Raw genomic sequence first — 25,132 nt, forward strand, 5'->3', positions numbered from 1 at the left:
TCCAACAAACTTTGCCCTGTTCAGACCAGTTCAGCAACACGCGTGGCCAACCAGTCAAGATCGGCATCGGCGAGCCCCAATTCACGCAGGTGGCTGGCCGTATTGAACAGGTACTCGCAATTCGGGCCCCGCCCGCCGATCGCTGTTGCGATTATCCGGGCTTGTTCTTCCAAGTCGAGGCCACCGCAATACTGCACATGATCCGGATCGACCACGTATGTGACCGCCTTCACGCGCCGACCGTCTGACAATTCAAGCGGGAGCATTTTTTCCAGATAGGCGGATGACACCAACTCCCGTTCGCGCAGCGCATCCAAGGTGGACTCTGCCTCGGCCTCGGCAACGCCGAAGGCAACACCCGAACACCGCGTCCCCGGATGGGGGTCAAGCGCCAGAACAAGGCCCGGGTCTTCGACTGTCCCGCGATGGTGAATGGACCTCATGCAGAAGGAACGGGCATAGCCGGGAAGCTCGCCAATAACGCGATCCACATAGGGAAACCCCGGGTTCCAGATCAACGATCCGTATCCGAATATCCAAAGCGCAGGGTCGTTCTGTGCCATCTATCTGGTCCTTTTTCTGCGGTCCCTGTAAACACGGGCAGAAGCTGACAGAAAAGGCCCTATGATGCGAATAATTCTGGCCGTGATCCTTTTGGCAGCCGCGGCATGGTCTGGGTACTGGTTCATCGGGTCAAACGCAGTTGAACGCGGCCTGCGCGACTGGTTTGCGACGCGCGCAGCCGAAGGGTGGGTCGTGAGCAACACCGATATCCATACCGTCGGCTTCCCCAACCGGTTTGACACGACGATCAGTGATGTCGAACTGGCCGATCCAGCGACAGGGTGGGCGTGGTCCGCACCATTTTTTCAAACGCTCGCGCTCAGCTACAAGCCAGGTCACGTTATTGCTGTATGGCCGGACACGCAGACGGTCGCCACGCCGCTTCAAAAAATTGACGTTCAGAGTGAAACAATGCGCGGCTCAGTAGTGCTTGCGGACTTGAACGACCTGACGTTGGAACGCACCACAATCGAATTTTCGGATGTCCGTCTGTCGTCTTCTGCTGGCTGGACGTCGGCGTTGGCTGGCGGCCAACTGGCGCTGCGCCGCACGCCCGCTGCTGTGAACAGCTATGATGCGGCATTCGACGCGCAGGATTTAACGCTTCCCGACGAAGCGACCGGCCTATTCTCGCGCAGCGCGTTGATCGGCGATACCGTGCAGAGGCTGGAACTGGACGCGACAGTGGTCTTTGATGCGCCATGGGATCGGCGTGCAATTGAACAACAGCGCCCACAACCTCGCCGGATTGAACTCCGGCTTGCGCGCGCGCGTTGGGGCGAATTGGACCTGAAAATCGCTGGAACGCTTGACGTAGACCTTGCCGGCTTGCCCACTGGCGAGTTGACCGTGAAGGCCACAAACTGGCGCGAGATGCTGACCCTTGCACAGGCTGCCGGGATGATTCCGGAACAGCTTGGTCCTTTGGTCGAAGGCGGGTTTGCACAAATGGCCAAGCTCAGCGGCAACCCAAACACGCTGGATGTGCCGCTTCGGTTTGACGGTGGGCGGATCAGCCTTGGCGGGGTTCTTCCGCTGGGCGCGGCGCCCCGTCTGATCCTGCGGTAACCGGTTTCCCGCTGCGCCCGAAATCCGGTGCGGCGGTGTCTTGTCCGGCCTCGATAATGCCGCGCCGTATCGCACGGGTCCGGGTGAAATACGCGTGCAGATGATCCCCATCACCGGTTCGGATGGCACGTTGAAGGGCGAAAAGCTCTTCAGTGAACCGGCCCAGTATTTCCAGCGTCGCGTCCTTGTTGTTCAGAAACACATCACGCCACATCGTCGGGTCCGATGCCGCGATCCGGGTGAAATCACGAAACCCCGCTGCAGAATACTTGATGACTTCGCTGTCAGTAACGCGGCGCAGGTCGTCGGCCACACCGACCATCGTGTACGCGATAAGGTGCGGCGCATGGCTGGTTACGGCAAGCACAAGGTCATGGTGGTCGGCGTCCATTTCATCGACAAAGGACCCCATGCCTTCCCAAAGTGCCCTAAGGCGCGCCGTGGCGTTCGGGTCGGTGCCCTCGGTCGGCACCAAAAGGCACCAGCGATTGTCAAAAAGTTCCGCAAAACCGGACCGCGGGCCAGAATGCTCTGTGCCCGCCAAAGGGTGGGCCGGTACAAAATTAACATGGCTTGGCAGAAACGGTGCAACGGCCGCGATCACCGCGCCCTTTACGGACCCGACATCGGTCACGGTCGCGCCGGGTGCGAGGTGCGGCGCGATTTCGGCAGCAAGCGGCCCCATTGCGCCCACGGGAACGCACAAAACAACAAGATCGGCCCCTTCAACAGCTTCGGCTGCTGTTTCTACGACCCTGTCGCAAAGACCGTCTTCGCGCGCGATGGCACGGGTTTCAGCAGTGCGCGCCGTCCCGACGATTTCATCGGCAAGCCCGGCGCGGCGCATGGCGTGAACCATCGACGACGCGATCAACCCCAAGCCAATCAGCGCAACGCGCTTGTACAGCACGCTCATGACTTTGCGTCCTGAAACGCGGCAACACCCGCAACGACGCGATCACAGGATGCCGCGTCACCCACGGTGATGCGCAAGCAATGGGGCAGGCCGTAACTTCCCACCCGGCGCACCAGAACCCCACGCGATTGCAAAAGCTCGTCACAGGCGATTGCCTCCTGCTCTGATGCGAAACGCGCGAGCACGAAATTGGCCTGCGATGTGTCAGACGGCACACCAAGCGCCGCCAGATCATGAGCCAGCTTATCCCGAAGTCGCGCATTTTCGGCGCGGCAGGTTTCGGCATAGGCTTGGTCGCGTACCGCAGCCTCGGCGGCGTCAAGTTGCAGAGTCGACAGATTGAACGGGCCGCGGACACGGTTCAACACATCGATGATCGCCGCAGGACCATAGCCCCAGCCGATCCGCAAACCACCCAGACCGTAAAGTTTCGAAAATGTTCGCGTCATGACAACATTGTCGCGTGTATCCGCCAACCGCGCGCCACCATCATACCCGTCAACATACTCGGCATAGGCCCCATCGATCACCAAAATCGCTTGGGGCGGCAAGCCATCGGCGAGGCGCGCAAGCTCGTTCCCGCCAATCATCGTACCGGTTGGATTGTTAGGGTTGGCGATGAAGACCAGCTTCGTTCGATCCGTGCAGGCTGCGAGCAGAGCATCCACATCGGCCGTGCGTTCGATTTCAGGCGCAACCACCGGCGTCGCGCCCGAAGCCTTCGCCGAAATTGCGTACATCAGGAACCCGTGCTCAGTATGCAAGACCTCGTCCCCCGGCCCAGCATAAGCTTGGCACAAGAAGGTGATGATCTCGTCACTGCCGACGCCGCAAATCACTCGCGCGGGATCAAGGCCATGCACCTCACCGATCGCATGGCGCAACGACGCGTGATCCGTCGAAGGGTAGCGGTGAAATGTCGCCGACGCCGCCTTGGCCGCCTCAATGGCCAGTGGCGACGCACCGAACGGGTTCTCGTTCGACGATAATTTCACCACATCGGTGACGCCGTCGATCTTTGCCTTGCCGCCCTGATAGAGCGCGATATCGAGAATGCCGGGTTGTGGGATGATTGCGCTGGTCATTTGGCTCTCCTGTCCGAGACCGTTTAACTGGGGAAACGGGGCATTTCCAGCGGCAAGCGGACAACAAAAAGGCCGCTGCCGGTTGCCCGGCGCGGCCTTTCGCAGACTGCTCCGAACGGGATCAGTTCTGTGCGTAATATTCGATGACGAGGTTCGGTTCCATCTGCACGGCGTACGGAACATCACCCAGACCGGGACGACGCACAAAAGTTGCGATCATCTTGGAATGGTCGACCTCAATGTAATCGGGCACGTCACGTTCGGCCAATTGTGCGGCTTCAAGTACGACGGCCAACTGCTTGGACTTCTGGCGAACTTCAACAACGTCGCCTTCTTTGACCCGGTAGGATGGGATGTTGACCCGCTTGCCGTTTACAGTGACATGACCGTGGTTCACAAACTGACGCGCAGCAAAAATGGTCGGCACGAACTTTGCACGGTATACAACCGCATCAAGACGGCTTTCAAGCAGACCGATGAGCAACTCACCAGTGTCGCCGCGTACACGCTCTGCCTCGGCAAAGATCTTGCGGAATTGCTTTTCGGTCAGGTCGCCATAGTGACCTTTCAACTTCTGCTTGGCACGCAGCTGAAGACCGAAATCGGAAACTTTGCCTTTACGACGCTGACCGTGCTGGCCGGGGCCATACTCACGGCGGTTCACAGGGCTTTTCGGACGGCCCCAGATGTTCTCGCCCATACGGCGGTCAATTTTGTACTTGGCAGCTGTGCGTTTGGTCACGGCTGATCTCCTTCTTGCGGGGAAACCCCCTGATGTGAAGGGCGTTGTCCTTCGCCGCGCCAGTTTGCACTGGTTTGGCCGACAGGCATCCCCTCGCGGGGGCCACCAACACCAATTTGTCGTCCGGCGAACCGGAAATGTGCCACTAGACCCATCGGACAATGGTGTCAAGCATCGCTGTCAAAGCAGGCCGGTAAGGGCACCGCACAGACGGCTTATACGTCATCACGAAGAATGGTGACAACAACGCGGCTGTTACGCAGGCTCATGGGGGTGCCGGGGTCTGCCGGTCTACGGTCTGCGTACCCGGTGATGCGCAACAAACGGTCCGGGGCGAAGCCGATCTGGTCTAGCTTTGTCTGAACCATCTGCGCCCGTTGGGTCGACACATCCCAAACCGGGTTAGAAGCCACCACCAGCGGGCGGGCGGGGACATGCGCCTCGACCGATATTTGGTTGGTCACCATATCCGCAGCGCTCACGATCAGCCGAAGTGTGTCTTCCAATCTGCGGGTGATCTTTCCGGTGACCGGATCAAATAATCGTCCCTCTGGCAATTCAAAAATGTCGATCACCATTCCGGTGTCAGACACACGGGTAATAACATGGGGCATATTTTCGAGCTGCGCCATGCTTTCGCCGCTTCGGGCGGCCATCACGCGCATCAAGTCCTGCACGGCCTTTTTTTCATTCTCTTCGGCCCGCTGCGCGCCAACTTCCCCAGCATCGCCGCGTGCCTGGGCCGACTCGGCGGAATGCAGCATGGTGGCACCAGTGCCGTTCTGGGCGAGAACATCCTCGGCAAAGACACTGTCCCCCCAGAACGACCCTTCCCCACCACCCGAGATGCGGTTCACGGGAATCACGGGAGAGAAGTAATCTGCAAGCCCCTTGCGTTGCTTTTCTGTCGTGGCATTCAGCAACCACATTAGCAAAAAGAAGGCCATCATAGCCGTTACAAAGTCGGCGTAGGCAACTTTCCAGGCCCCGCCGTGGTGGCCATCGGCTGCAATAACTTTCTTGCGCTTGATGATTATTGGCGCCAGCGCGTTCTTGTCTTTCATATCTGTCCTCGCGAAGCGGTGTTGCCAGAACGCTAGCTACGAAGGGTGAAGACAGGCTTAAACCGGCTTGCATCACGCGGCTCGAATTGGCAGTGAGCCCGCGTCAGAGGAAGGAGCCACCATGCACCGTCATTATTTCTTCGGCTATGGGTCGCTGGTCAATCAACGCACCCACGATTACCCTGACGGGCGCCCTGCCCGGTTGCATGGCTGGCGCAGGGTTTGGCGCGGCACTCCGCTTGCGCCACAAGCATTCTTGTCGGCCCATCAGACCGGGGACGGGGTCATTGACGGATTGGTCGCCGCTGTGCCCGATCAGGATTGGACCGCCCTTGATCGGCGTGAAATGGGCTATCGTCGGCACTCGCTCGCGGATGACGTCGTTCATGATCTGCACAAAGACACGCGCGTACAGGTTTATGCGGTTCCTGCCGAAAACCAACACGCGCAGGACGAAAGCCCGATCTTGTTGAGCTACCTTGATGTGGTGGTGCAAGGGTTCTTGCACCATTTCGGCCAAGAGGGCGCTGCTGCATTTTTTGACAGCACGGATGGATGGGCGCGCCCAGTGATCGACGACCGCACCGCCCCGCTTTATCCACGCCACCAAACGCTGGACCAAGCAGAGCTCGCGGCAGTCGATCGCCACCTTGACCGGTTAGGCGTGACCAAAGTCCCCAAAAGCTGACGCGTACTTACGGCAGCTTCGGCTTTGCCTGCATCAGCGGCAGAAATTCGGCCATCTCAGGCCCGCGCGCCTGCCCTGTAAGCGCTTTGCGCAGCGGCATGAACAGCCCTTTGCCCTTGCGACCCGTACTCTCTTTGACCTGAGCGGTCCAGGATGACCACGTGCTGCCGTCAAAGGGCAGGTCTGGCATCAAATCGAATGCTGTCGCGATAAACTCTGCATCTTCCGGATCAATCTGTGGCTCTGCGCCTTCTGACAGAACTTTCCACCAACCGGCGATGTCGTTCGTTGTCGTGATATTCTCGCGCACGACCTTCCAGAAAGGCTCTGCCAAGTCCGCCGGAACGCCAGCATCTGCAATCTGCGCTGCGACGGCGCTATGCGGAAGGCCGCCCAAATACCGCGCCGTGAGCGGGAACAGGTCATTTTCGTCGAACTTAGTCGGTGCAGACCCGAAATGACTGATATCGAACCCCTCGATCAGTTCATCCATCGAGCTGCGCAGCTCCACAGGGTCCGACGATCCGAGGCGCGCCATCAGCGACAGCAGTGCCATCGGCTCCACACCCGCGGCCCGCAGATCGCGCAAGCTGAGCGTGCCGAGCCGCTTCGACAGAGCCTCGCCCTGAGGGCCGGTCAGCAGCGAGTGGTGCGCAAAGCTGGGCACGGCACCATCAAGCGCTTCGATGATCTGAATCTGGGTGGCGGTGTTGGTCACATGGTCGGAGCCGCGCACAACATGCGTGACACCCATTTCGGTGTCATCCACCACAGATGCCAACGTGTACAGGAACTGCCCATCCCCGCGGATCAGCACAGGGTCCGAAACGCTGGCCGCATCAAGCGACAGATCACCCAAGATGCCATCGGTCCATTCGATGCGGGTCTGGTTCAGCTTGAAACGCCAATGACCCTGCCCGCGCTCAGCGCGCAGGGCTTCACGCTCTGCATCGCTCAGCGCAAGCGCGGCCCTGTCATAGACGGGCGGGCGACCCATGTTCAGTTGCTTCTTGCGCTTCAGATCAAGCTCTGTCGGGGTTTCGAACGCTTCGTAAAAACGCCCCATCTCGCGCAGACGGTCCGCCGCATCAACATACCGGTCCAGCCGTTCGGACTGCCGCTCGACCCGATCCCAGTGCAGCCCGAGCCAATCAAGATCTTCCTTGATCGCATCCACATAGGATTCCTTGGACCGTTCTGGGTCAGTATCATCAATGCGCAAGATGAAGGTGCCGCCCGCCTGACGCGCGATCAAATAGTTGAACAGTGCAGTACGCAAGTTGCCAACATGGATGTATCCAGTGGGTGACGGGGCGAAACGGGTCGTGGTCATGGGCGTCTCCTTCTTCGCGTGGCGTCTTTCACAGGCGCGTGGTTTTGTCCATATCAGGGGCATGACAGATGACTGGACAAGCGCCCTCCCCCCCGACCTTGCCTTGATCGAAACGTTGGCTCGTGCCGCTTTCGACGCCTTGCCCGAACCATTCGACAAGGCGGCACAAGGCATCGTCTTGCGGGTGGAGGATTTGGCCAGTGACGCGATGCTGGACGATCTTGGCATTGATGACCCGTTTTCCCTGACCGGCCTCTACGATGGACTCCCCCTGACCGAAAAATCGGTCATGGACCAACCAACTGGGCCTGATGTGATTTGGCTGTTTAGGCGCGCAATTGTGGATGAATGGGTATCGCGCGGGACTATCGGGCTCGGCGATCTGGTGACGCATGTCGTTGTGCACGAACTGGCTCATCACATGGGGTGGTCCGACGATGACATTGCACGCATAGATCGCTGGTGGGAGTGATCCTGACGCCGTTGGGTAAGCTGACAAGAAATTTACTGCGACATTATCGCCTTGGGGTTACAACGGGCTACCTCCCGGTAGGGACAACAAGGAGACTACCATGACACGATTCACCCGCAGACAAGCCCTCGCCGCAACAGCGGCTATGCCGGTTGCCGCCGGTCTTGCAACGCAAGGCCACGCCGCCGCTGAAATGAAAGGGGCATCTTCGGCGCGCTTTAATCGCTTCAAACTGGGTGGCTTTGAAGTCACCGCCCTGCTGGGTGGCACCGCGACACGTGACGAGCCGCAAGGTATTTTCGGGATGAATGTCAGCAGCGAAGACTTCGCAGAAGTTTCGGCTGAGAATTTCATTCCCACCGATAAGACACAGTTTTTCTTCACGCCCACGCTGGTCAATACCGGGTCTGAATTGATCTTGTTCGACACTGGCCTGAACGCAGCCGCAACCACCGATGTGATTGGCGCGGCAGGCTACAGCCCCGACCAAGTCGACACAGTCGTTCTGACCCACATGCACGGCGACCACATCGGCGGGCTGACTGGCGACGCGGGCGAGACATTCACCAATGCGCGCTACGTGACCGGTTCGACAGAACATAACCATTGGTCAGGCGCAGGAAGCGATGGCTTTGATGCAAAAGTTGCGCCGCTGAACGACAAGATGACATTCCTCGAGGATGGCGGAAGCGTTGCATCGGGCGTGACCGCAATGGCGGCGTTCGGCCACACGCCGGGTCACATGGGTTACATGCTGGAAAGCGACGGCCAGCAGTTGATGCTGTTCGCTGACTTGGCCAACCACTATGTCTGGTCCCTCGCCTACCCTGATTGGGAGGTTCTGTTCGACATGGACAAAGCCGCAGCAGCAGCGACGCGCCGCCGCGTACTCAGCATGCTGGCAACCGACAAAGTGCCCTTCATCGGGTACCATATGCCATTCCCGGCAATGGGGTATGTGGAAACGCGCGGCGACGGCTTCCGCTATGTTCCCGCAAGCTATCAGATGATGATGGGCTAATGACTTGGTGGTGGGCCTGCGTGGCCCGCCACCCTGCCTGCCGTTCCAATCATCTGGCCACTAACGGTTGGGACTAAATCTACTGCGAAGACCACGAAATGCCGTTCAGATGATTTCGTCTTCATCGAACAGGGAGCTTTCGCCAAGCTGAGTCGCCAGCGATTCTACGGTTTCTTCAGCCTCTCCCACGGAACTGATCGTGGCCAGGTGAAACAAAGCGTCCCCCTCGTTTACGATGGGCAGAACAGCGCGGCCAACGATGACACCTTCGCCCGGCGCAGTGATTTCCGCTTCGACTTCGCCAAACGGGTCGGACACGATCGCCAGCACATCCCCCTCGGCCACGACATCGCCCTCAGACCGGAAAGTGCGCAACAACCCGCCCTGCGGCGCACGCAACCATTGGCTGGATTTGCACAGCATTGGTCGGCTTCGCGCCTTTGGGACACCCTTTGCCGGAATGACCCCCTGATCGACAAGCACCCGCAGAATACCTGTCACACCGGCGCGCACCGCCATCTCGTCAAAACGCAAGCCTTCGCCCGCCTCATATAGCAGGATGTTGATACCCTTCTCTCCCGCCGCCATGCGCAGAGAGCCTTCGCGCAGCTTGGACCGCAAAACAACAGGCGCACCAAACAAACGCGCAAGGCGCAACAATTCGGGGCTGTCCGGCGCAATGCGTACCTGCGGGAGGTTCGTCCGGTGCACCGCCGCTGAGTGCAAATCAATGCCCATATCGCAGCGACCGATCACTTCGGTCATCAGTATGTGCGCAAGACGTGCCGCCAATGACCCGCCCGGCGATCCGGGGAAACAACGGTTCAGATCCCGCCGGTCGGGCAGATAACGGGAATGATTCATGAAGCCATAGGCGTTCACGATCGGCACAACGATCAATGTTCCAGCCAAGCCATCAAGGCGGGGAAGACCTAACACGCGCCGAACGATTTCGACGCCGATCACTTCGTCGCCATGCACGCCGGCCGTTATGCAAATCACCGGACCGGGTTTGCGGCCATGGATGACATGGGCAGACATCGTGACTGGTGTGTGGTCACTCAAGACGCTGACAGGAAGGTTGATGGTGCGGCGTTTACCAGGTGCAACAAGCTGGCCACCGATCTGGAACGCAGGTCGCGCGATCATTGGCGGGATGTCCGGTTAGGGACTATGTGGGGGCGCATTTTGCGGCTCCATAGGTGTGGGCGGGCGATGGCGTCTAAGCCGCCGCCCAATGATGTCGCCGTGTCGCGGGTTCACCCCGCGCGGCGTTCTTCAAAGCTAAGCGCGATAAAGCTGGGCAGGTGATCGCCCATTCCAACCACGTTGTCGTCACGGCGACCACGACCACCCGCACGGCCACGTGATTTTCCACCATTGCGCCCGTCTTCGGAAGACCGTTGCGCCCTGGCGGGCTTTTCAGCCTTCTGAGGCACCTCAGGCGCGGCTTCCGCCACTGGGGCTTCGCTGGTGGCTTCAACAGGCTTTTCCTTGCGGCGCACAACTCGGCGGCGCGAAGGTTTACGCGGTGCGTCTTCCTCCGTGCTTGCTGCTTCAGCAGGCGCGACTGCGGCTGGCTCAGCCTTGACCGGGCTTTCGAGGCGTGGAATTTCCTTTGTAATCAGCCTTTCAATGTCGGCGAGATTTTTCTCATCCGCAGGGACACAGATCATCAGCGCCTTGCCATCGCGACCCGCGCGGCCGGTCCGGCCAATGCGGTGCACGTAGTCTTCGGCGTGGCTTGGCACGTCGAAGTTAAACACATGACTTACAGACGGAACATCAAGGCCGCGCGCCGCGACATCAGACGCCACGAGGAAACGTAACTTGCCATCCCGAAACCCCTGAAGGGTCGCCGTCCGCTGAGATTGATCCAGATCCCCGTGGATCGCTGCCGCGTCATAACCGTATTTCTGAAGCGACTTTGCAACGATATCGACATCCGACTTGCGGTTGCAGAACACGATAGCGTTGCTGCACGCATCGCCTTCAGCATCAATCAGCGTGCGCAGCAAGTTGCGCTTTTCCTTGGCCTGCCGATCTTTGCGGCTGCCTTTGAACAAGACAACCTGCTGCGCAATCGTTTCAGACGCGCTGGCCTGACGCGCGACTTCGACGCGTGCTGGCGACGACAGGAATGTGTTGGTGATCCGTTCAATCTCTGGCGCCATCGTGGCCGAGAAGAACAGGGTTTGGCGGGTGAACGGTGTCAGGCTGAAGATGCGTTCAATGTCGGGGATGAACCCCATGTCGAGCATCCGGTCCGCCTCATCGACAACCATGATCTCGATGCCGGTCAAAAGCAGCTTGCCGCGCTCGAAATGGTCCAACAGCCGACCCGGCGTGGCGATCAGAACGTCAACGCCCTTGTCGATCAACTGATCCTGCTCTTTGAAGCTGACACCGCCGATCAGAAGTGCCTTGGTCAGTTTGACATGCTTGGAGTAGGTGTCGAAATTCTCTGCAACTTGGGCGGCCAATTCACGCGTCGGGGCCAGCACAAGGCTGCGCGGCATCCGTGCGCGGGCCCGGCCGCGGGCCAGCTTGGTGATCATCGGCAATGTGAAGGATGCAGTCTTGCCTGTCCCCGTTTGCGCGATGCCGAGTACGTCACGGCCTTCAAGCGCGGGAGGGATGGCACCGGCCTGAATTGGCGTCGGTGTGGTATAGCCAGCTTCATCGATGGCCTTCATCACCTTGGGTCCAAGGTTCAGTTCGGAAAAAGTCGTCATATAGTCCCGTTCCGGCAACCACGGTTGCCTGTTCATGTGAAGGGGACGCTATAGTTCCGGGCGTCCCGGCGTCGAAACGCAATCCGCACGATCACGCCGCGCGTCTAGTACCCGGTTTAAGCCTTTCGGTCAATGTGTACGCACCGCAGAGCGGCGTTGCAGCTATTTTTCGGCCACATTTCGCATGTATTCGGCCAATGCCACTTCGAAACCATCGAAATGCGCGGGCCAAAGAGGTGGCGCAAAGCGCAACAGTCCGGCCAGCGCGGTCGCCCGGTCTGGAAGGGATGGGTCCGCATAGCGTGTGACGGCATCTGCCCAGGCTTCCGGAGAATCGGGGGACAGCAACAGGGCGCATCCCTGCCCGGCTTCGTGAAACGCTGGAATGTCCGACGCAATTGCAGGAAGCCCCATAACGGCAGCTTCGACCAAAGGCATTCCCCAGCCTTCGGTGAAGCTGGGAAACAACAGCGCACATGCGCCGGACAACTGGACCATCAGTGCGTCATCGCTGACCCGGTCCAGTTCCACGACATCGGGCGCCAGCGATGCGGCGCGTTCGGCGTCCCCTTCGTTCGCCTCGGTGACCCAGCCACGCTTGCCGATAATCCGCAATTCGGGAACAGGGCCACCGCGCGCGCGAAGCAATTCCCAAGCCTCCAGCAAAACGCGGAGGTTTTTGCGCGGTTCAACAGTGCCCACGATCAGGAAATAGGGCCGCTCTTCCGTTACATCTGAGGTCGGCAACACCTGAAAGTGCGGCTCTACCCCGATATGCAGGATGACACCGGGCGGGTGGGCGATGCCTTCACGATCCGCAAAGGCATAGAACCGATCTTTCGAATAGATCGAATTCCACACAATCAAATCGCCCTGCCGGGCCGCGATTCGCATACGGACTGCGTGTTTTTCATCATGTCCGGGGCGCACGTATTGCGGAAAATCCACTGGGATCATGTCGTGCACGAAGAAGATCAGCTGCGCGCCAAGCTCTGCTTTCATCGCGGCAAAAAGCGGCTCTTTGGTCAGGCCTTTGTGCGAGCCATTGAAGTAGAACAGCGGCGTATCGCCCCGGCCCGCCAACCGGCGATGCAGCGCACCGGGAAACCGCGCGCCTGTCAGCTTCCGTCCCAGCTTGGCACCAAGGCTCATAACCTTCCCGCGCAGATAGGTGCGGGTGACAGTTCGCTTGTCGGCATCACTCAGCGGGGCGCGGTCCAACCACCGGCGGCACAGCAGACGGTGGATCGTGGCAACATCCGCATCAGCATAAATGCCAAGGCTGTCTGACTTTTGGCCTACGCCGATCACTTCGGTGTCGGGATCGTTCAGAAAATGGTCAAGATAGCGCAGATCGACCCGGTCAATACCCGTGGGCGTGGCCGATTTCGCCCGCGCCATGAGCCGCCCGCAGTCGTAAAGCACGATCCGCTTCAAACCATCATTTCCTTCGTTGCCGACAATCTTAAGTCCGGGTGGTCCCGTTCAACACGATCAATGTCCCACTGAAGCCGTGTAAGGTAAACAATATCGCCGTCATTATCATGGGCGATATGGCCTTTGTTGCCATCCACAAAGGCATCGACCTTGGCTTTCGGCCCCGTCACCCAGCGTGCCGATGTGAATTGCGACCCTTCGAACCTGACCGGAAGCCCGTATTCCAACTCGATCCGGCTGGCGAGAACTTCAAATTGCAGCGCGCCCACCACACCAACGATGAAGCCGGACCCGATCATTGGTTTGAACACCTTTGCGGCGCCTTCTTCAGCGAACTGCATCAAAGCCTTGTCCAGATGCTTTGCTTTCATCGGGTCCATCGCGCGCACGCTGTTCAGCAATTCCGGCGCGAAACTGGGAATTCCGGTGACGCGCAATGCTTCGCCTTCGGTCAACGTATCGCCAATGCGCAACTGGCCGTGGTTCGGGATGCCGATGATATCGCCGGCCCAAGCTTCTTCCGCCAACTCGCGATCGGCGGCCAGGAACATCACAGGCGACGACACCGTCATCACTTTCTTACTGCGCACATGGGTCAACTTCATGCCGCGCGAAAAATGCCCGGACGCCACCCGCAGAAACGCAACCCGGTCGCGGTGCTTTGGGTCCATGTTGGCCTGCACCTTGAACACAAAGCCGGTGACTTTCGGCTCTTCCGGGCTAATCTGGCGTGGCGAGGCGGTTTGCGGTTGGGGCTGAGGGCCAAGTTTGGCGATACCGGCCATCAAATCGCGAACGCCAAAGGAATTGATGGCAGAGCCGAACCAGATGGGCGTCATGGTGCCGTCCAGAACCGCCTGCGGATCCAACTCTGGCAAAAGCCCGCGCGCCATTTCAACTTCTTCGCGCAGTTGCTCAAGTTGCGCCGCAGGCACATATTCTGCCAATTTGGGATCATCCAAACCCGAAATATTGATACTCTCGGCGACTTTGTTTCGATCAGACCGTGCCATAAGTTCCAACCGATCATTGATCAGATCGTAGGACCCCAGAAAATCGCGGCCCGTCCCGATGGGCCAACTGGCTGGCGATACGTCAATCGCAAGATTTTCCTGAATTTCGTCGATGATCTCGAACGTGTCCCGGCTTTCCCGGTCCATCTTGTTACAAAATGTCAGGATTGGCAGATCGCGCAGGCGGCAAACTTCGAACAGCTTGCGGGTCTGGCTTTCAACGCCCTTGGCGCCGTCGATAACCATAACCGCCGCGTCGACGGCCGTCAGCGTGCGATAGGTATCTTCGGAAAAATCAGAGTGGCCGGGCGTGTCAACAAGATTGAACCGAAAACCATCAAAATCAAACGACATCGCTGAAGCGCTGACGGAAATGCCGCGATCCTGTTCCATCTTCATGAAGTCCGACCGCGTGCGCCGCGCTTCACCCTTGGCGCGCACCTGACCAGCCATCTGAATGGCACCACCATAAAGCAGAAACTTTTCGGTCAGCGTCGTCTTGCCCGCATCGGGATGCGAGATGATGGCGAATGTACGTCGCCGGGCAATTTCCGGCGGCAGGGTCGGGGCGTTGGCGCTGCGGTCTAACATGGGCGGCATATAGCGCCGGGCAGCGACCGGCGCAATCGCGCCCGGTGCAGTCGCCCGCTAAAACAAAGCCACCACAGCATCCGGGTTTGGCTTGCCATTGGCCTTTGTGATTCGGGGGCCGAAGGCACCCAAACCAAACTCAGGGCCGATCTCAGTCTGTCAGACGCGAAACGACAACGGTGACCTCCGGCTTGCGCCCGATCTCGCCATTGGCTGAATTGCGGACAACCCGGCGAATGGCTTCGCTCAGTTTGTCATCGTCGATCAGCACGGCGTCATCCGCACGACCCATCATCTGAGACAGATCCGCCTCAAGAACTTCGGTCAATGCAATTCCTGACCGCCCCTTTGCCGGAAGGCCCATCGCCTCGCACCACGGGTCGCCAAGGGGTTCGTCCTGTTCGTCCATCAGGATGTTGACCATGACGTGACCATTCAGCGCCATGCGGATCCGGTCCCGCACCACACCATCCAACGCACCGATCTGCACCGAGCCGTCCAAATAGGTGCGCCCTGTCTCGACATACTCGACGATACGCGGGGCATTCCCGGTCAATTCAACCATCGTTCCGTTCGGAGCCAGCACGCCAGTGCGCCCGCGCGCTTCGGCCAGTTTGGCGTGCTCGCGCAGATGCCGGTGCTCGCCGTGCATTGGGACAACAACCTGCGGCTTGACCAATTCATGCATGGCCTCAAGATCAGGCCGATTGGCATGCCCGGACACGTGATAAAGGCCGGAGCTGTCATCAACCACATCCACGCCCTTTTCAGAAAAGGCATTGATAATGCGCAGAACGCCACGTTCGTTGCCGGGGATCGTCTTGGACGAGAAGAGGAACATGTCCCCCTCTTTCAATTCCAGACCCAGATATTTACCGCGTGCCAGTTGCGCAGACGCCGCGCGACGTTCGCCCTGACTGCCTGTCACGATCAGCATCAGGTTCTCACGCGGGATAGACCCGGCTTCTTCCACGGGGATCGTGGACGGGAACCCTTCCAGCACATCGGTTTCCTGCGCCGCACGCACCATTCGCTGCATCGCACGCCCGAGCAAAACAACCGAACGTCCGGCCGCGACGCCGGCCTCAGCCAATGTTTTTACGCGCGCCACGTTGGACGCAAATGTCGTCGCCACGACCATGCCGGGCGCGCCTTTCACCAATTCGGTGATGTCAGGGCCAAGCACGGCTTCTGAACGACCCGCATTCGGGCTGAACACGTTCGTGCTGTCGCAGACAAGCGCCAGAACACCGTCTTTCGATACCTCTTCCCACGCGGCCGGATCAAACGGATCTCCAACCAACGGCGTGCGGTCCAGCTTGAAGTCACCTGTGTGCACAACACGTCCCGCGGGGGAGTCGATCACCAAAGCAGATGTTTCCGGGATGGAGTGGGACATGGGCAGAAACCCAACAGAAAACGGTCCAGCCTTGATCTGCTCTGGCCAAGTGGTCGCAACCTTGACCTTGTTGCCCGGCGCGCCCTGTTCTTCCATCTTGCGTGTCGCAATGTTCGCTGTGAACGGACGGCAATAGACCGGTGCGCGAAGCCGTGACCAAAGATGCCCAACCGCACCGACATGGTCTTCGTGGGCGTGGGTGATGAAAATCGCATCAAGCCTGTCGGACCGTTCCGCAAGCCACGCGATATCGGCAAATATCAAATCAACGCCGGGCGAGCTGTCCATATCAGGAAAGGCGACGCCCAGATCGACGAGAATCAGGCGCTCTTTGCCGACAGGGCCATAGCCATAGACATACGCGTTCATGCCAATCTCACCGGCCCCGCCGAGCGGCATGTAAATCAGACGGTCGGTGCTCATGGTGAAACGTCCTTATTGTGATTACTAATGACCGTGAGGCCATGCATGGTCAGGCTTTCTTCAAACCCGTCAAATAACACGTCGCCCTGCTGAAACAATGGCGCAAGGCCACCTGTGGCGATCACCTTCATGGGACGGCCGTGTTCGCTGCGGATACGCGTCGTAATCTCGCGGATCAAGCCAACATATCCCCAGAACACCCCAGACTTCATGCAATCAACGGTATTTTTGCCAATAACGGTGGTCGGAGTGGTGATATCAATGTGCGGCAAGGCCGCCGCAGCCTGGTGCAAAGCCTCAAGACTGAGGTTCACACCCGGCGCGATGACCCCGCCAATGTAGGCCCCGTCGCTATCCACGACGTCAAATGTGGTCGCGGTTCCGAAATCGACAACGACCAGATCCCCGCCGAAAAGGTCAAAAGCACCGACGGTGTTGACCAACCTGTCAGGTCCCACCTGCGTGCCCGGATCAACGCGCACATCCACTGGCAACGCACATTCGGGGCGACCAACCACCAAAGGGCGGCAATCAAAATAGCGGTTACATAGCACCCGCAAATTGAAGACCACGCGCGGTACAGTGGATGAAATAATCGCTTCGGTAATGGTCACATCCACTTTCGACGCAACCATCAATGTGTTCAGCCAGACAAAGTACTGATCTGCTGTCCGACTGTGAAAGGTCGATGTTCGCCACGTGGCCAAGAACCGCGTGCCGTCCCAGATGGAGAAAACGGTATTGGTGTTACCGCAATCGATCGCAAGCAGCATGGGCCCTGCCTCTCGGTTTGTCAGAAGAAAATTTCAGCCGCCTGCACCGTTTGACGCCCTTTTGCTGTGGTCAGCACCAGCGCGCCATGAGCATCAACGTCTGTAAAGGTACCGACGAAGGTTTCCCTGCCTGTTCGTGCTGTAATCGGCTCGCCCAACCGCGCGGCACGGTCCAAAAAGGCAAGGCGGAGGGGCGCGAAGCCGTGCGTCACCAGCTTATCTTCCCAATGCGCAAAAGCACTGCCAAGCAGACACAGGAACGTTTCAGGATCAACGTTGGCTCCCGTTGCGGACAACACGGAAGTCGGAGAAACAGCGCCGGGTTCCAGTGTGTCGAGATCCGGCGCATGGGTCAGGTTGACCCCAACCCCAACAGCCAGCGACGACATCTGGCCGCCCTGCCCCGTCGTTTCCAACAAGATGCCCGCTACTTTCGCACCGTTAAGTAACACGTCGTTCGGCCATTTCAGGCTGATCGCTTCGGGTCGCGCCGTAACTTGGGTCAAGGCATCGGCCAGCGCCAGGGCCGCCACAAACGATCTCAGGGCAGCCTGAGCCGGCTCGCCCTTGGGCATCATAACCAGAGTTGCAGCGAAATTCCCGGGCGGGTCGGACCAGACACGTCCGCGACGTCCACGCCCAGCCGTTTGACGCAACCCGAGTATCCACGTCGGCCCTGCCAACGTCGGAGCGAGGCGAGCGGCTTCGGCATTGGTGCTGTCTACCTCAGACAGCACCCGTCGATCATAGCCAGTTGGCCAGACCAGTGTGTTACTGGACAAGCGACGCCGCCGCGACAGCCGCAATCCCTTCGATCCCGAAGAGATTAATAACACCGATCACCATCGCCCCAGCAGAGGCCACCAACATACCCGTCAAAATCGGGGTCTGGATCTTGTCGAGCGGCTCTGTCTCGGCACCGAAGTACATGTAGTAGACAATACGCAGGTAATAGAATGCGCCAATCACCGACGCGATCACACCAGCAACCGCCAGCCATGCCATATCAGCCTGAACCGCAGCATCGAGAACATAGTACTTCCCGAAGAACCCAACCAGCGGAGGTACACCTGCAAGGCTGAACAGCAAGATCAACATTGCCAGCGCTTTTACAGGTTCCCGTTCAGACAGGTTATTGAGCGACTTTATGTCTGTCACCGGCTGGCCATCGCGGCTCATGGTAAGAATGAAGGCAAAGGTACCGACATTCATCGTCACATATATCGCCATGTAAACCAGCATCGCCTGCACGCCAAACACGGTGCCCGACGCAAGGCCAATCAAGGCATAGCCCATATGCGCAATGGACGAATAAGCCATCAGGCGTTTGATGTTGGTTTGCGCGATCGCGGCGATGGAGCCAAGAAAGACGGACGCCACCGCAAGAAGCGACACGATTTGCCCCCACTCCACCGTGGCATTGCCGAACGCATCATGGGCAACACGCGCGAACAGGGCCATGGCAGCAACCTTGGGCGCGGTTCCGAAGAAGGCCGTGACCGGAGTTGGTGAGCCTTCGTAGACGTCGGGTGTCCACATGTGGAACGGCGCTGCGGATACTTTGAACGCCAACCCAGAGATCAGGAAAACAAGACCGAAGAGCAGGCCAAGCGACACCTCGCCGGAAACTGCCGTTTGAATGATCCCGGAAAAGGCCGTTGTGCCTGCAAAGCCATAGGTCAACGATGCACCATACAGCAGCAAACCCGAGCTAAGCGCGCCCAGCACATAGTATTTCAGGCCAGCTTCCGTTGATTTCACACTGTCTCTGCGCAAAGAGGCGACAACGTAAAGCGCAAGAGACTGAAGTTCGAGCCCCATATAAAGCGCCATGAGGTCACCGGCAGAGACCATCACCATCATGCCAATCACAGCCAGCACGATGAGCACCGGATATTCAAAGCGAAGCAGATCACGACGAACCATGTACCTCTCGCTCATCAGCAATACCGCGGCAGCAGAGAGGAGAATTGTCACCTTGGCATAGCGCGAGAACCCGTCATCGACGAACATGCCGTCAAATGCGATGCGCGTGTCGGAATGGTGCAAGCCAATCCAAACGGCGGTCAGGAACAAAACACCGGTCGTAAGGCGCAAGACAATGACAGCCCCATCATCTTTGACGGTGTAAACAGTCACAAGGAGAGCGACCATGGCATAAACAGCCAGAACGATCTCGGGGAGGATCACGGAAAGATCGGCAGACGTCATGGCGTGCCCTCAGTGCTCTGCCGCGACATGAACAGCCGGGGCGGCGTCCAGTACAGCGGTCTGGTAGTCGGAAAGAAGCGCGGCGACAGACGGGCCTGTGATATCGATCACGAGGCTCGGGTAGACACCGAGAAGAATGGTCATCACCACAAGCGGCGCAAAAATCGCCCGCTCGCGGATATTCATGTCGGAAATGGACTTGAGGCTTTCTTTGATCAGATCCCCAAACACCACCCGACGATAGAGCCACAGCGCATAGGCCGCCGACAGGATCACGCCAGACGTAGCCACCGCAGCAACCCATGTGTTCGCCTGGAACATGCCCATAAGCGTCAGAAATTCACCGACAAAGCCCGATGTTCCGGGAAGGCCAACATTTGCCATCGTGAACAGAAGAAAGATCAGCGCATAAGCTGGCATCCGGTTCACGAGGCCGCCATAGGCCGCGATTTCGCGGGTGTGCATCCGGTCGTAGATCACCCCGACGCACAGGAACAGCGCGCCCGAGATAAACCCGTGGCTGATCATCTGGAAGATCGCGCCATCAAGCCCCTGCTGGTTGGCCGAGAATATCCCCGCCGTAACGTAGCCCATATGCGCAACCGACGAATACGCGATCAGCTTTTTCATATCGGTTTGCACAAGTGCAACCAGCGACGTGTAGACAATCGCAATCGCGGAAAGCCACAGAACCATCGGTGCCAACAAATCGGATGCGACCGGGAACATTGGCAGCGAGAACCGAAGGAACCCGTATCCGCCCATTTTGAGCAGAATTGCCGCAAGTACCACTGACCCGGCTGTTGGGGCCTGAACGTGGGCATCGGGAAGCCATGTATGAACCGGCCACATTGGCATCTTGACCGCGAATGAAGCAAAGAAGGCCAGCCAAAGCATGGTCTGCAAACCGCCGACAACATGCACGCCCAGAACATTGAAGCTTTCCGATCCAAAGCTGTGCGTCAGCATGGTCGGAATATCAGTGGTTCCCGCATCCGACGCCATAGCGATCATCGCCACCAGCATCAGAACCGACCCAAGGAAGGTGTAGAGGAAAAACTTGAAGCTCGCATAAATGCGATTTGCGCCGCCCCAGATCCCGATGATCAGGAACATCGGGATAAGGCCTGCTTCGAAGAACAGATAGAACAAGACCAAATCCAGCGCGCAGAACACGCCAAGCATTAGCGTTTCCAGCAGCAAGAAGGCGATCATGTATTCTTTAACGCGATGCTCGACCGTCCAGCACGCCGCGATAGTGATCGGCATAAGGAATGTGGTGAGCAAGACGAACAGCACCGAAATGCCATCCACCCCCATTTTATAGGTGAAGCCTAAAATCCATGGCCGCTCTTCGACGAATTGGAACCCTGTGTTTTCCGGATCGAACCCGGTGTAGATGAAAATCGACAGCAAAAAGGTCAACACGGTCGCGGCCAGCGCAACCCACTTGGCGTTACGACGCGCATCGGCATCGTCGCCGCGCAGGAAAAGCGCTAGGATCAGCGCTGCGACGGCAGGCAGAAAGGTGACGATCGACAGAAGGTTTGCCATTACTCCGCCCCTCCGGTGAGCGTCATCAGGGTAATCAGGACAGCGATGCCAAGAACCATCGCAAAGGCGTAGTGGAACAAGTAGCCAGACTGTGCACGGCCCGCGAGGCGCGTGAAGAAGGGAATGATCCCCATGGCGAGCCCGTTGATGCCACCATCAATGGTCGACCCGTCACCGTACTTCCACAAAAGCCGACCCAAGGCGCGCGCCGGACGCACGAACAAGAAGTCATAGATTTCATCGAAATACCATTTGTTCAGCAAGAACTGGTACAGTGGCCAATTTGCTGCGGCGACTTTGCCAGGCAGATCTGGACGACGGATGTACATCAGCCATGCCAGCGAGAACCCGAGAACCATCGCGACGAAGGGCGAAACCTTGACCCATTTAGGAGCATGGTGGGCGTCATCCATCACGTGGTTGTCAGGAGCCATGTAAATCGCCCCAAACTCTGTCGCACCATGCGCCGCTGCCTCGCCATGGCCTTCTGCCGCCGACGCGTGTGCGGTTTCGCCATGACCGTCATCGGCAACAGCCGAATGTGTGTCATGCGCGGTGTCATGACTTGCATCGTCACCATGACCGTCAGTTGACCCGTGGCCATCGGCTGAGGCTTCGACATGATGCGGAATTCCGAAGAATTCGTTCACACTGTCATGATCGCCAAAGAAGGAATTGTACCAAACCATCCCGGCCAGAACCGACCCGACTGCAAGCACGCCAAGCGGGATCAACATCACCCGTGGGCTTTCGTGTGCATGCTCGTGGGTGTGATGGTCGCCCTTTTCTTCGCCATAGAAGGTCATGAAGATCAAACGCCAGCTGTAGAAGCTCGTCATGGCAGCAGCGACAACCAGCATCCAGAACGCGTAACCAGACATGCTGTTGGCCCCGGCCCAAGCGCTTTCGATAACCGCATCTTTAGATAGGAAGCCGGCGAACCCGATATGCGTCAGCGGAATGCCGACACCCGTAATCGCCAAGGTGCCGATCATCATGGCTGCAAACGTCATGGGGATCTTTTTGCGCAGCGCGCCATAGTTCCGCATGTCCTGCTCATGGTGCATCGCGTGGATCACCGACCCGGCGCCAAGGAACAACATCGCTTTGAAGAAAGCGTGCGTCAGAAGGTGGAACATCGCCACTGAATACACTCCGACACCCGCCGCGACGAACATGTACCCAAGCTGCGAACAAGTAGAATAGGCAATGACGCGCTTAATGTCGTTCTGAACCAGCCCCACGGTCGCCGCGAAAAAGGCGGTGGTTGCACCCAGAAAGGTGACAAATGTCATAGCGTTTGGCGCAAATTCCATGATCGGCGACATGCGGCAGATCAGGAATACGCCTGCTGTCACCATGGTCGCTGCGTGGATCAGTGCCGACACGGGTGTAGGGCCTTCCATCGCGTCGGGAAGCCATGTGTGCAAGAACAACTGAGCCGATTTGCCCATAGCGCCTACAAAAAGCAGGAACGCTACAATCTCGGCCGCATTCCACTCGCGCCACAAGAACGACAGTTGCGTCTGCGCCAACTCAGGGCCGGAAGCGAACACAACATCGAAGTTGATGCTGTCCGTGAGGAAAAACAGCGCGAAAATACCCAGTGCGAAACCGAAATCCCCGACACGGTTGACGACAAACGCCTTTATGGCAGCCGCGTTGGCCGAGGGTTTACGGTAATAAAAACCGATCAGCAGATAGGATGCGACGCCCACGCCTTCCCAGCCAAAGAACATTTGAACCAGGTTGTCGGATGTCACCAGCATCAACATAGCGAAGGTGAAGAATGACAGATACGCGAAGAAGCGCGGCTTGTAAGTTTCGCCTTCGCGCCACTGCGGGTCGTGGTCCATGTAGCCGAAGCTATAAAGATGAACCAAGGCAGATACTGTGGTCACCACGATCAGCATGATGGCCGTCAGACGGTCAAGCCGAATGCCCCATGACGTGCTGAGCGAGCCGCTTTCGATCCAACGGAGCAGATCAATGATCCGCGTTTCGCCGTTGAAGCTGAGAAAGACGATCCAGGACAACAGGCAAGCAAAGAACAAAAGGCCGGTCGCGGTGTACATCGCGGCCTTTTCACCAATGAACTTCCAGCCGAAACCGCAGATCAGCGCGCCAACCAGAGGGGCGAAGAGGATGATCGTTTCCATCTCTGGGTCAGCCTTTCATGTTATTAACGTCCTCGACCGCAATCGTTCCGCGGTTGCGGAAGAAGCAGACGAGAATGGCCAGACCAATCGCAGCCTCGGCGGCGGCAACTGTCAGCACGAACAGGGTGAATACCTGCCCGGTAAGGTCATTGAGGTAGCTAGAGAACGCCACAAGATTGATATTCACTGCGAGCAAGATCAACTCGATCGACATCAGGATGATGATGACGTTCTTGCGGTTCAGGAACAGCCCGAAGATGCCGATGACGAACAGCGTGGCCGCCACCGCGAGATAGTGTTCAAGTCCAATCATCCATGTCCCTCCGGGTCTGGCGCCCGTGCTAGTCTTGTCGTCGTCTTTGGTCGGGTCGCGAAAGCTGTTACAGCCCCTGCCCCGGTTTTACGTCTTTCAATTCCATTGCCTTGGCTGGGTCGCGATACATCTGCGCCAACACGTCTTGACGCTTGATGTCAGTCCGATGGCGCAGGGTCAGTACGATGGCGCCGACCATGGCCACCAGTAGTACGAGACCCGCAAGCTGGAACAGTAGGAAATACTTGTCGTAGACCAGCATCCCGAGCGCGGCTGTGTTGGTGACCGCATCAGGGGCTGGTGTCGGGTTGGCACGCAGCCCCATCGCATCAGGTGCAAAGTTCCAAGCACCCAAAGCCAAAGTAAGCTGCATCAAGATCACGACCCCGATCAGCAATGCCAATGGAATGTATTTCGCCATCTCAGCCTTCAGCTCGGCAAAGTCGACATCCAGCATCATCACAACGAACAGGAACAGCACTGCGACCGCGCCCACATAGACAATGACAAGAAGCATCGCGACGAATTCAGCACCAAGCAGAACGAACAGCCCGGCTGACGAAAGGAATGCAAGGATCAGCCACAACACCGAATGAACCGGGTTGCGAGAGATCACTGTGAACAGTCCGCCCGCGACGACGCAGATGGCAAACAAGTAAAAGGCGATTGCAACCACAGTCATGTGTTTGTCTCCTGGCGGTCAAAGACTTCGATCGCGGCATTCAGCGCATTTATCATCGCCGGAAACCCGCCATAGAGAGTCATTTGAAAAATGATCTCGGCAATTTCACCCTCTGTCGCGCCGACATTCAGCGCGCTTTGGATGTTCACCTGAAGCTGAGGGCGCGTTTGGCTTCCGAGCGCGGTCAGGGCCGCGATGGTTGCCAAAAGCCGTGTCTTTTCGTCAACGGTGCCGCGGGCGTAGAATTTGCCGTAAGCAACATCGACAACTGTCTCAGCCAAGCCCGGCACCAACGCTTCATAGCGGGCGCGCAAGGCGTCTTCCATGCCCGGATTGACTCGCTCCGACAAGGTTTTTCCTTGCTCATACGTGTCGATATGTGGGCGAAGTTCACTCATCGGTAAGGCGCGTCGATTTCGAGGTTGCGGGCGATTTCAGCCTCCCAACGGTCCCCGTTTTCAAGCAGCTTGTCCTTGTTGTAGTACAGCTCTTCCCGCGTTTCGGCGGAAAACTCGAAGTTGGGGCCCTCTACGATTGCATCAACCGGGCACGCCTCTTGGCAGAACCCACAATAGATGCACTTCGTCATGTCGATATCGTACCGCGTTGTCCGGCGAGAGCCGTCTTCGCGGGGTTCGGCATCAATCGTAATCGCTTGCGCCGGGCAAATCGCTTCGCACAGCTTACAGGCAATGCAGCGCTCTTCGCCGTTGGGATAACGGCGCAACGCGTGCTCACCGCGAAAGCGAACCGAAAGCGGCCCTTTTTCGTGCGGGTAGTTCAGCGTCGCCTTCGGAGCGAAGAAGTATTTCAAACCCAACTTCATCCCGTGGATGAAGTCGGTCATCAGGAAATACTTGCCCGCTCGGGTCCAGTCGATTGCCGTCAT

The 25,132-nt window shown here is 58.3% G+C and carries 24 protein-coding genes; 4 read left to right on the forward strand and 20 right to left on the reverse strand.

Annotated elements, in window-relative coordinates:
- Window positions 1-20: 20 nt before the first annotated feature.
- On the reverse strand, window positions 21-563 hold the full coding sequence (locus E2L05_RS02050; RefSeq protein WP_133341235.1) for a gamma-glutamylcyclotransferase: 543 nt from the start codon (window positions 561-563) through the stop codon (window positions 21-23).
- A gap of 64 nt (window positions 564-627) precedes the next feature.
- On the opposite strand from E2L05_RS02050, the gene E2L05_RS02055 reads away from it, so the two are divergent.
- Complete coding sequence (locus E2L05_RS02055; RefSeq protein ID WP_165971667.1) at window positions 628-1,632, forward strand: DUF2125 domain-containing protein; 1,005 nt, start codon at window positions 628-630, stop codon at window positions 1,630-1,632.
- On the opposite strand, the gene E2L05_RS02060 is transcribed toward E2L05_RS02055, so the two are convergent.
- The 4 genes from E2L05_RS02060 to E2L05_RS02075 all read right to left on the reverse strand — a co-directional run bounded on the left by E2L05_RS02060 (window position 1,577) and on the right by E2L05_RS02075 (window position 5,439).
- Entirely contained in the window at window positions 1,577-2,548 is a 972-nt protein-coding gene (locus tag E2L05_RS02060; protein ID WP_133341237.1) for a prephenate/arogenate dehydrogenase family protein, read from the reverse strand. The genes E2L05_RS02055 and E2L05_RS02060 overlap by 56 nt on opposite strands.
- On the reverse strand, window positions 2,545-3,633 hold the full coding sequence (hisC, locus tag E2L05_RS02065; RefSeq protein WP_133341238.1) for a histidinol-phosphate transaminase: 1,089 nt from the start codon (window positions 3,631-3,633) through the stop codon (window positions 2,545-2,547). Before hisC ends, E2L05_RS02060 begins: the two co-directional genes overlap by 4 nt.
- Before the next feature lie 121 nt (window positions 3,634-3,754).
- A complete protein-coding gene (rpsD, locus tag E2L05_RS02070) occupies window positions 3,755-4,375 on the reverse strand; it encodes a 30S ribosomal protein S4 (protein WP_133341239.1) in 621 nt (206 codons plus the stop codon).
- A 215-nt stretch (window positions 4,376-4,590) separates the two neighbouring features.
- Window positions 4,591-5,439, reverse strand: coding sequence for a flagellar motor protein MotB (locus E2L05_RS02075; RefSeq protein WP_133341240.1), 849 nt, complete (start codon window positions 5,437-5,439; stop codon window positions 4,591-4,593).
- Window positions 5,440-5,560: 121 nt separating this feature from the next.
- Here E2L05_RS02075 and E2L05_RS02080 point away from each other — a divergent pair, with 121 nt between their 5' ends.
- Window positions 5,561-6,127: a gamma-glutamylcyclotransferase family protein gene (locus E2L05_RS02080; protein ID WP_133341241.1), complete on the forward strand. Its 567-nt coding sequence runs from the start codon at window positions 5,561-5,563 to the stop codon at window positions 6,125-6,127.
- 7 nt (window positions 6,128-6,134) lie between these two features.
- Here the strand turns inward: E2L05_RS02080 and gltX are convergent, their stop codons facing one another.
- Window positions 6,135-7,460: a glutamate--tRNA ligase gene (gene gltX / locus E2L05_RS02085; RefSeq protein ID WP_133341242.1), complete on the reverse strand. Its 1,326-nt coding sequence runs from the start codon at window positions 7,458-7,460 to the stop codon at window positions 6,135-6,137.
- Window positions 7,461-7,521: 61 nt separating this feature from the next.
- Between gltX and E2L05_RS02090 the strand changes: the two genes are divergently transcribed.
- Together E2L05_RS02090 and E2L05_RS02095 are read left to right on the forward strand one after the other, a co-directional pair.
- Window positions 7,522-7,932, forward strand: a complete 411-nt coding sequence (locus E2L05_RS02090) for a metallopeptidase family protein (protein WP_133341316.1) — start codon at window positions 7,522-7,524, stop codon at window positions 7,930-7,932.
- A gap of 100 nt (window positions 7,933-8,032) precedes the next feature.
- Entirely contained in the window at window positions 8,033-8,953 is a 921-nt protein-coding gene (locus tag E2L05_RS02095; protein ID WP_133341243.1) for an MBL fold metallo-hydrolase, read from the forward strand.
- Between the two features lie 105 nt (window positions 8,954-9,058).
- Here E2L05_RS02095 and E2L05_RS02100 read toward each other — a convergent pair whose 3' ends face one another.
- The 14 genes from E2L05_RS02100 to nuoI form a co-directional block, all read right to left on the reverse strand.
- Window positions 9,059-10,102 carry a succinylglutamate desuccinylase/aspartoacylase family protein gene (locus E2L05_RS02100; RefSeq protein ID WP_133341244.1) on the reverse strand — a complete coding sequence of 348 codons (1,044 nt, stop codon included), beginning with the start codon at window positions 10,100-10,102 and terminating at the stop codon, window positions 9,059-9,061.
- A gap of 110 nt (window positions 10,103-10,212) precedes the next feature.
- On the reverse strand, window positions 10,213-11,688 hold the full coding sequence (locus E2L05_RS02105) for a DEAD/DEAH box helicase (protein WP_133341245.1): 1,476 nt from the start codon (window positions 11,686-11,688) through the stop codon (window positions 10,213-10,215).
- A gap of 162 nt (window positions 11,689-11,850) precedes the next feature.
- Complete coding sequence (locus E2L05_RS02110) at window positions 11,851-13,125, reverse strand: glycosyltransferase family 4 protein (protein WP_133341246.1); 1,275 nt, start codon at window positions 13,123-13,125, stop codon at window positions 11,851-11,853.
- The gene (locus E2L05_RS02115) at window positions 13,122-14,729 is read right to left on the reverse strand and encodes a peptide chain release factor 3 (RefSeq protein ID WP_133341247.1); all 1,608 of its coding nucleotides are present in this window, start codon (window positions 14,727-14,729) and stop codon (window positions 13,122-13,124) included. The genes E2L05_RS02110 and E2L05_RS02115 overlap by 4 nt, the downstream gene beginning before the upstream one ends.
- A 151-nt stretch (window positions 14,730-14,880) precedes the next feature.
- Complete coding sequence (locus tag E2L05_RS02120) at window positions 14,881-16,551, reverse strand: ribonuclease J (protein ID WP_133341248.1); 1,671 nt, start codon at window positions 16,549-16,551, stop codon at window positions 14,881-14,883.
- On the reverse strand, window positions 16,548-17,324 hold the full coding sequence (locus E2L05_RS02125) for a type III pantothenate kinase (RefSeq protein WP_133341249.1): 777 nt from the start codon (window positions 17,322-17,324) through the stop codon (window positions 16,548-16,550). The genes E2L05_RS02120 and E2L05_RS02125 overlap by 4 nt, the downstream gene beginning before the upstream one ends.
- 20 nt (window positions 17,325-17,344) lie before the next feature.
- Window positions 17,345-18,106, reverse strand: coding sequence for a biotin--[acetyl-CoA-carboxylase] ligase (locus tag E2L05_RS02130; RefSeq protein WP_243721833.1), 762 nt, complete (start codon window positions 18,104-18,106; stop codon window positions 17,345-17,347).
- Window positions 18,096-19,535, reverse strand: a complete 1,440-nt coding sequence (nuoN, locus tag E2L05_RS02135; protein ID WP_133341250.1) for an NADH-quinone oxidoreductase subunit NuoN — start codon at window positions 19,533-19,535, stop codon at window positions 18,096-18,098. The genes E2L05_RS02130 and nuoN overlap by 11 nt, the downstream gene beginning before the upstream one ends.
- A 9-nt stretch (window positions 19,536-19,544) precedes the next feature.
- Window positions 19,545-21,089, reverse strand: a complete 1,545-nt coding sequence (locus tag E2L05_RS02140; protein WP_133341251.1) for an NADH-quinone oxidoreductase subunit M — start codon at window positions 21,087-21,089, stop codon at window positions 19,545-19,547.
- Window positions 21,089-23,248 (reverse strand): NADH-quinone oxidoreductase subunit L, encoded by a 2,160-nt coding sequence (gene nuoL / locus E2L05_RS02145; protein ID WP_133341252.1) that lies wholly within the window; start codon window positions 23,246-23,248, stop codon window positions 21,089-21,091. The genes E2L05_RS02140 and nuoL overlap by 1 nt, the downstream gene beginning before the upstream one ends.
- A gap of 7 nt (window positions 23,249-23,255) precedes the next feature.
- A complete protein-coding gene (nuoK, locus tag E2L05_RS02150; protein ID WP_133341253.1) occupies window positions 23,256-23,561 on the reverse strand; it encodes an NADH-quinone oxidoreductase subunit NuoK in 306 nt (101 codons plus the stop codon).
- 67 nt (window positions 23,562-23,628) lie between these two features.
- Window positions 23,629-24,237, reverse strand: coding sequence for an NADH-quinone oxidoreductase subunit J (locus E2L05_RS02155; protein WP_394346529.1), 609 nt, complete (start codon window positions 24,235-24,237; stop codon window positions 23,629-23,631).
- Window positions 24,238-24,239: 2 nt separating this feature from the next.
- Entirely contained in the window at window positions 24,240-24,641 is a 402-nt protein-coding gene (locus E2L05_RS02160; protein WP_133341255.1) for a carboxymuconolactone decarboxylase family protein, read from the reverse strand.
- Window positions 24,638-25,132 (reverse strand): NADH-quinone oxidoreductase subunit NuoI, encoded by a 495-nt coding sequence (gene nuoI, locus E2L05_RS02165; RefSeq protein ID WP_133341256.1) that lies wholly within the window; start codon window positions 25,130-25,132, stop codon window positions 24,638-24,640. Before nuoI ends, E2L05_RS02160 begins: the two co-directional genes overlap by 4 nt.

Origin of the sequence: Meridianimarinicoccus aquatilis, from assembly GCF_004358675.1 — a bacterium.
Classification (GTDB): domain Bacteria; phylum Pseudomonadota; class Alphaproteobacteria; order Rhodobacterales; family Rhodobacteraceae; genus Meridianimarinicoccus; species Meridianimarinicoccus aquatilis.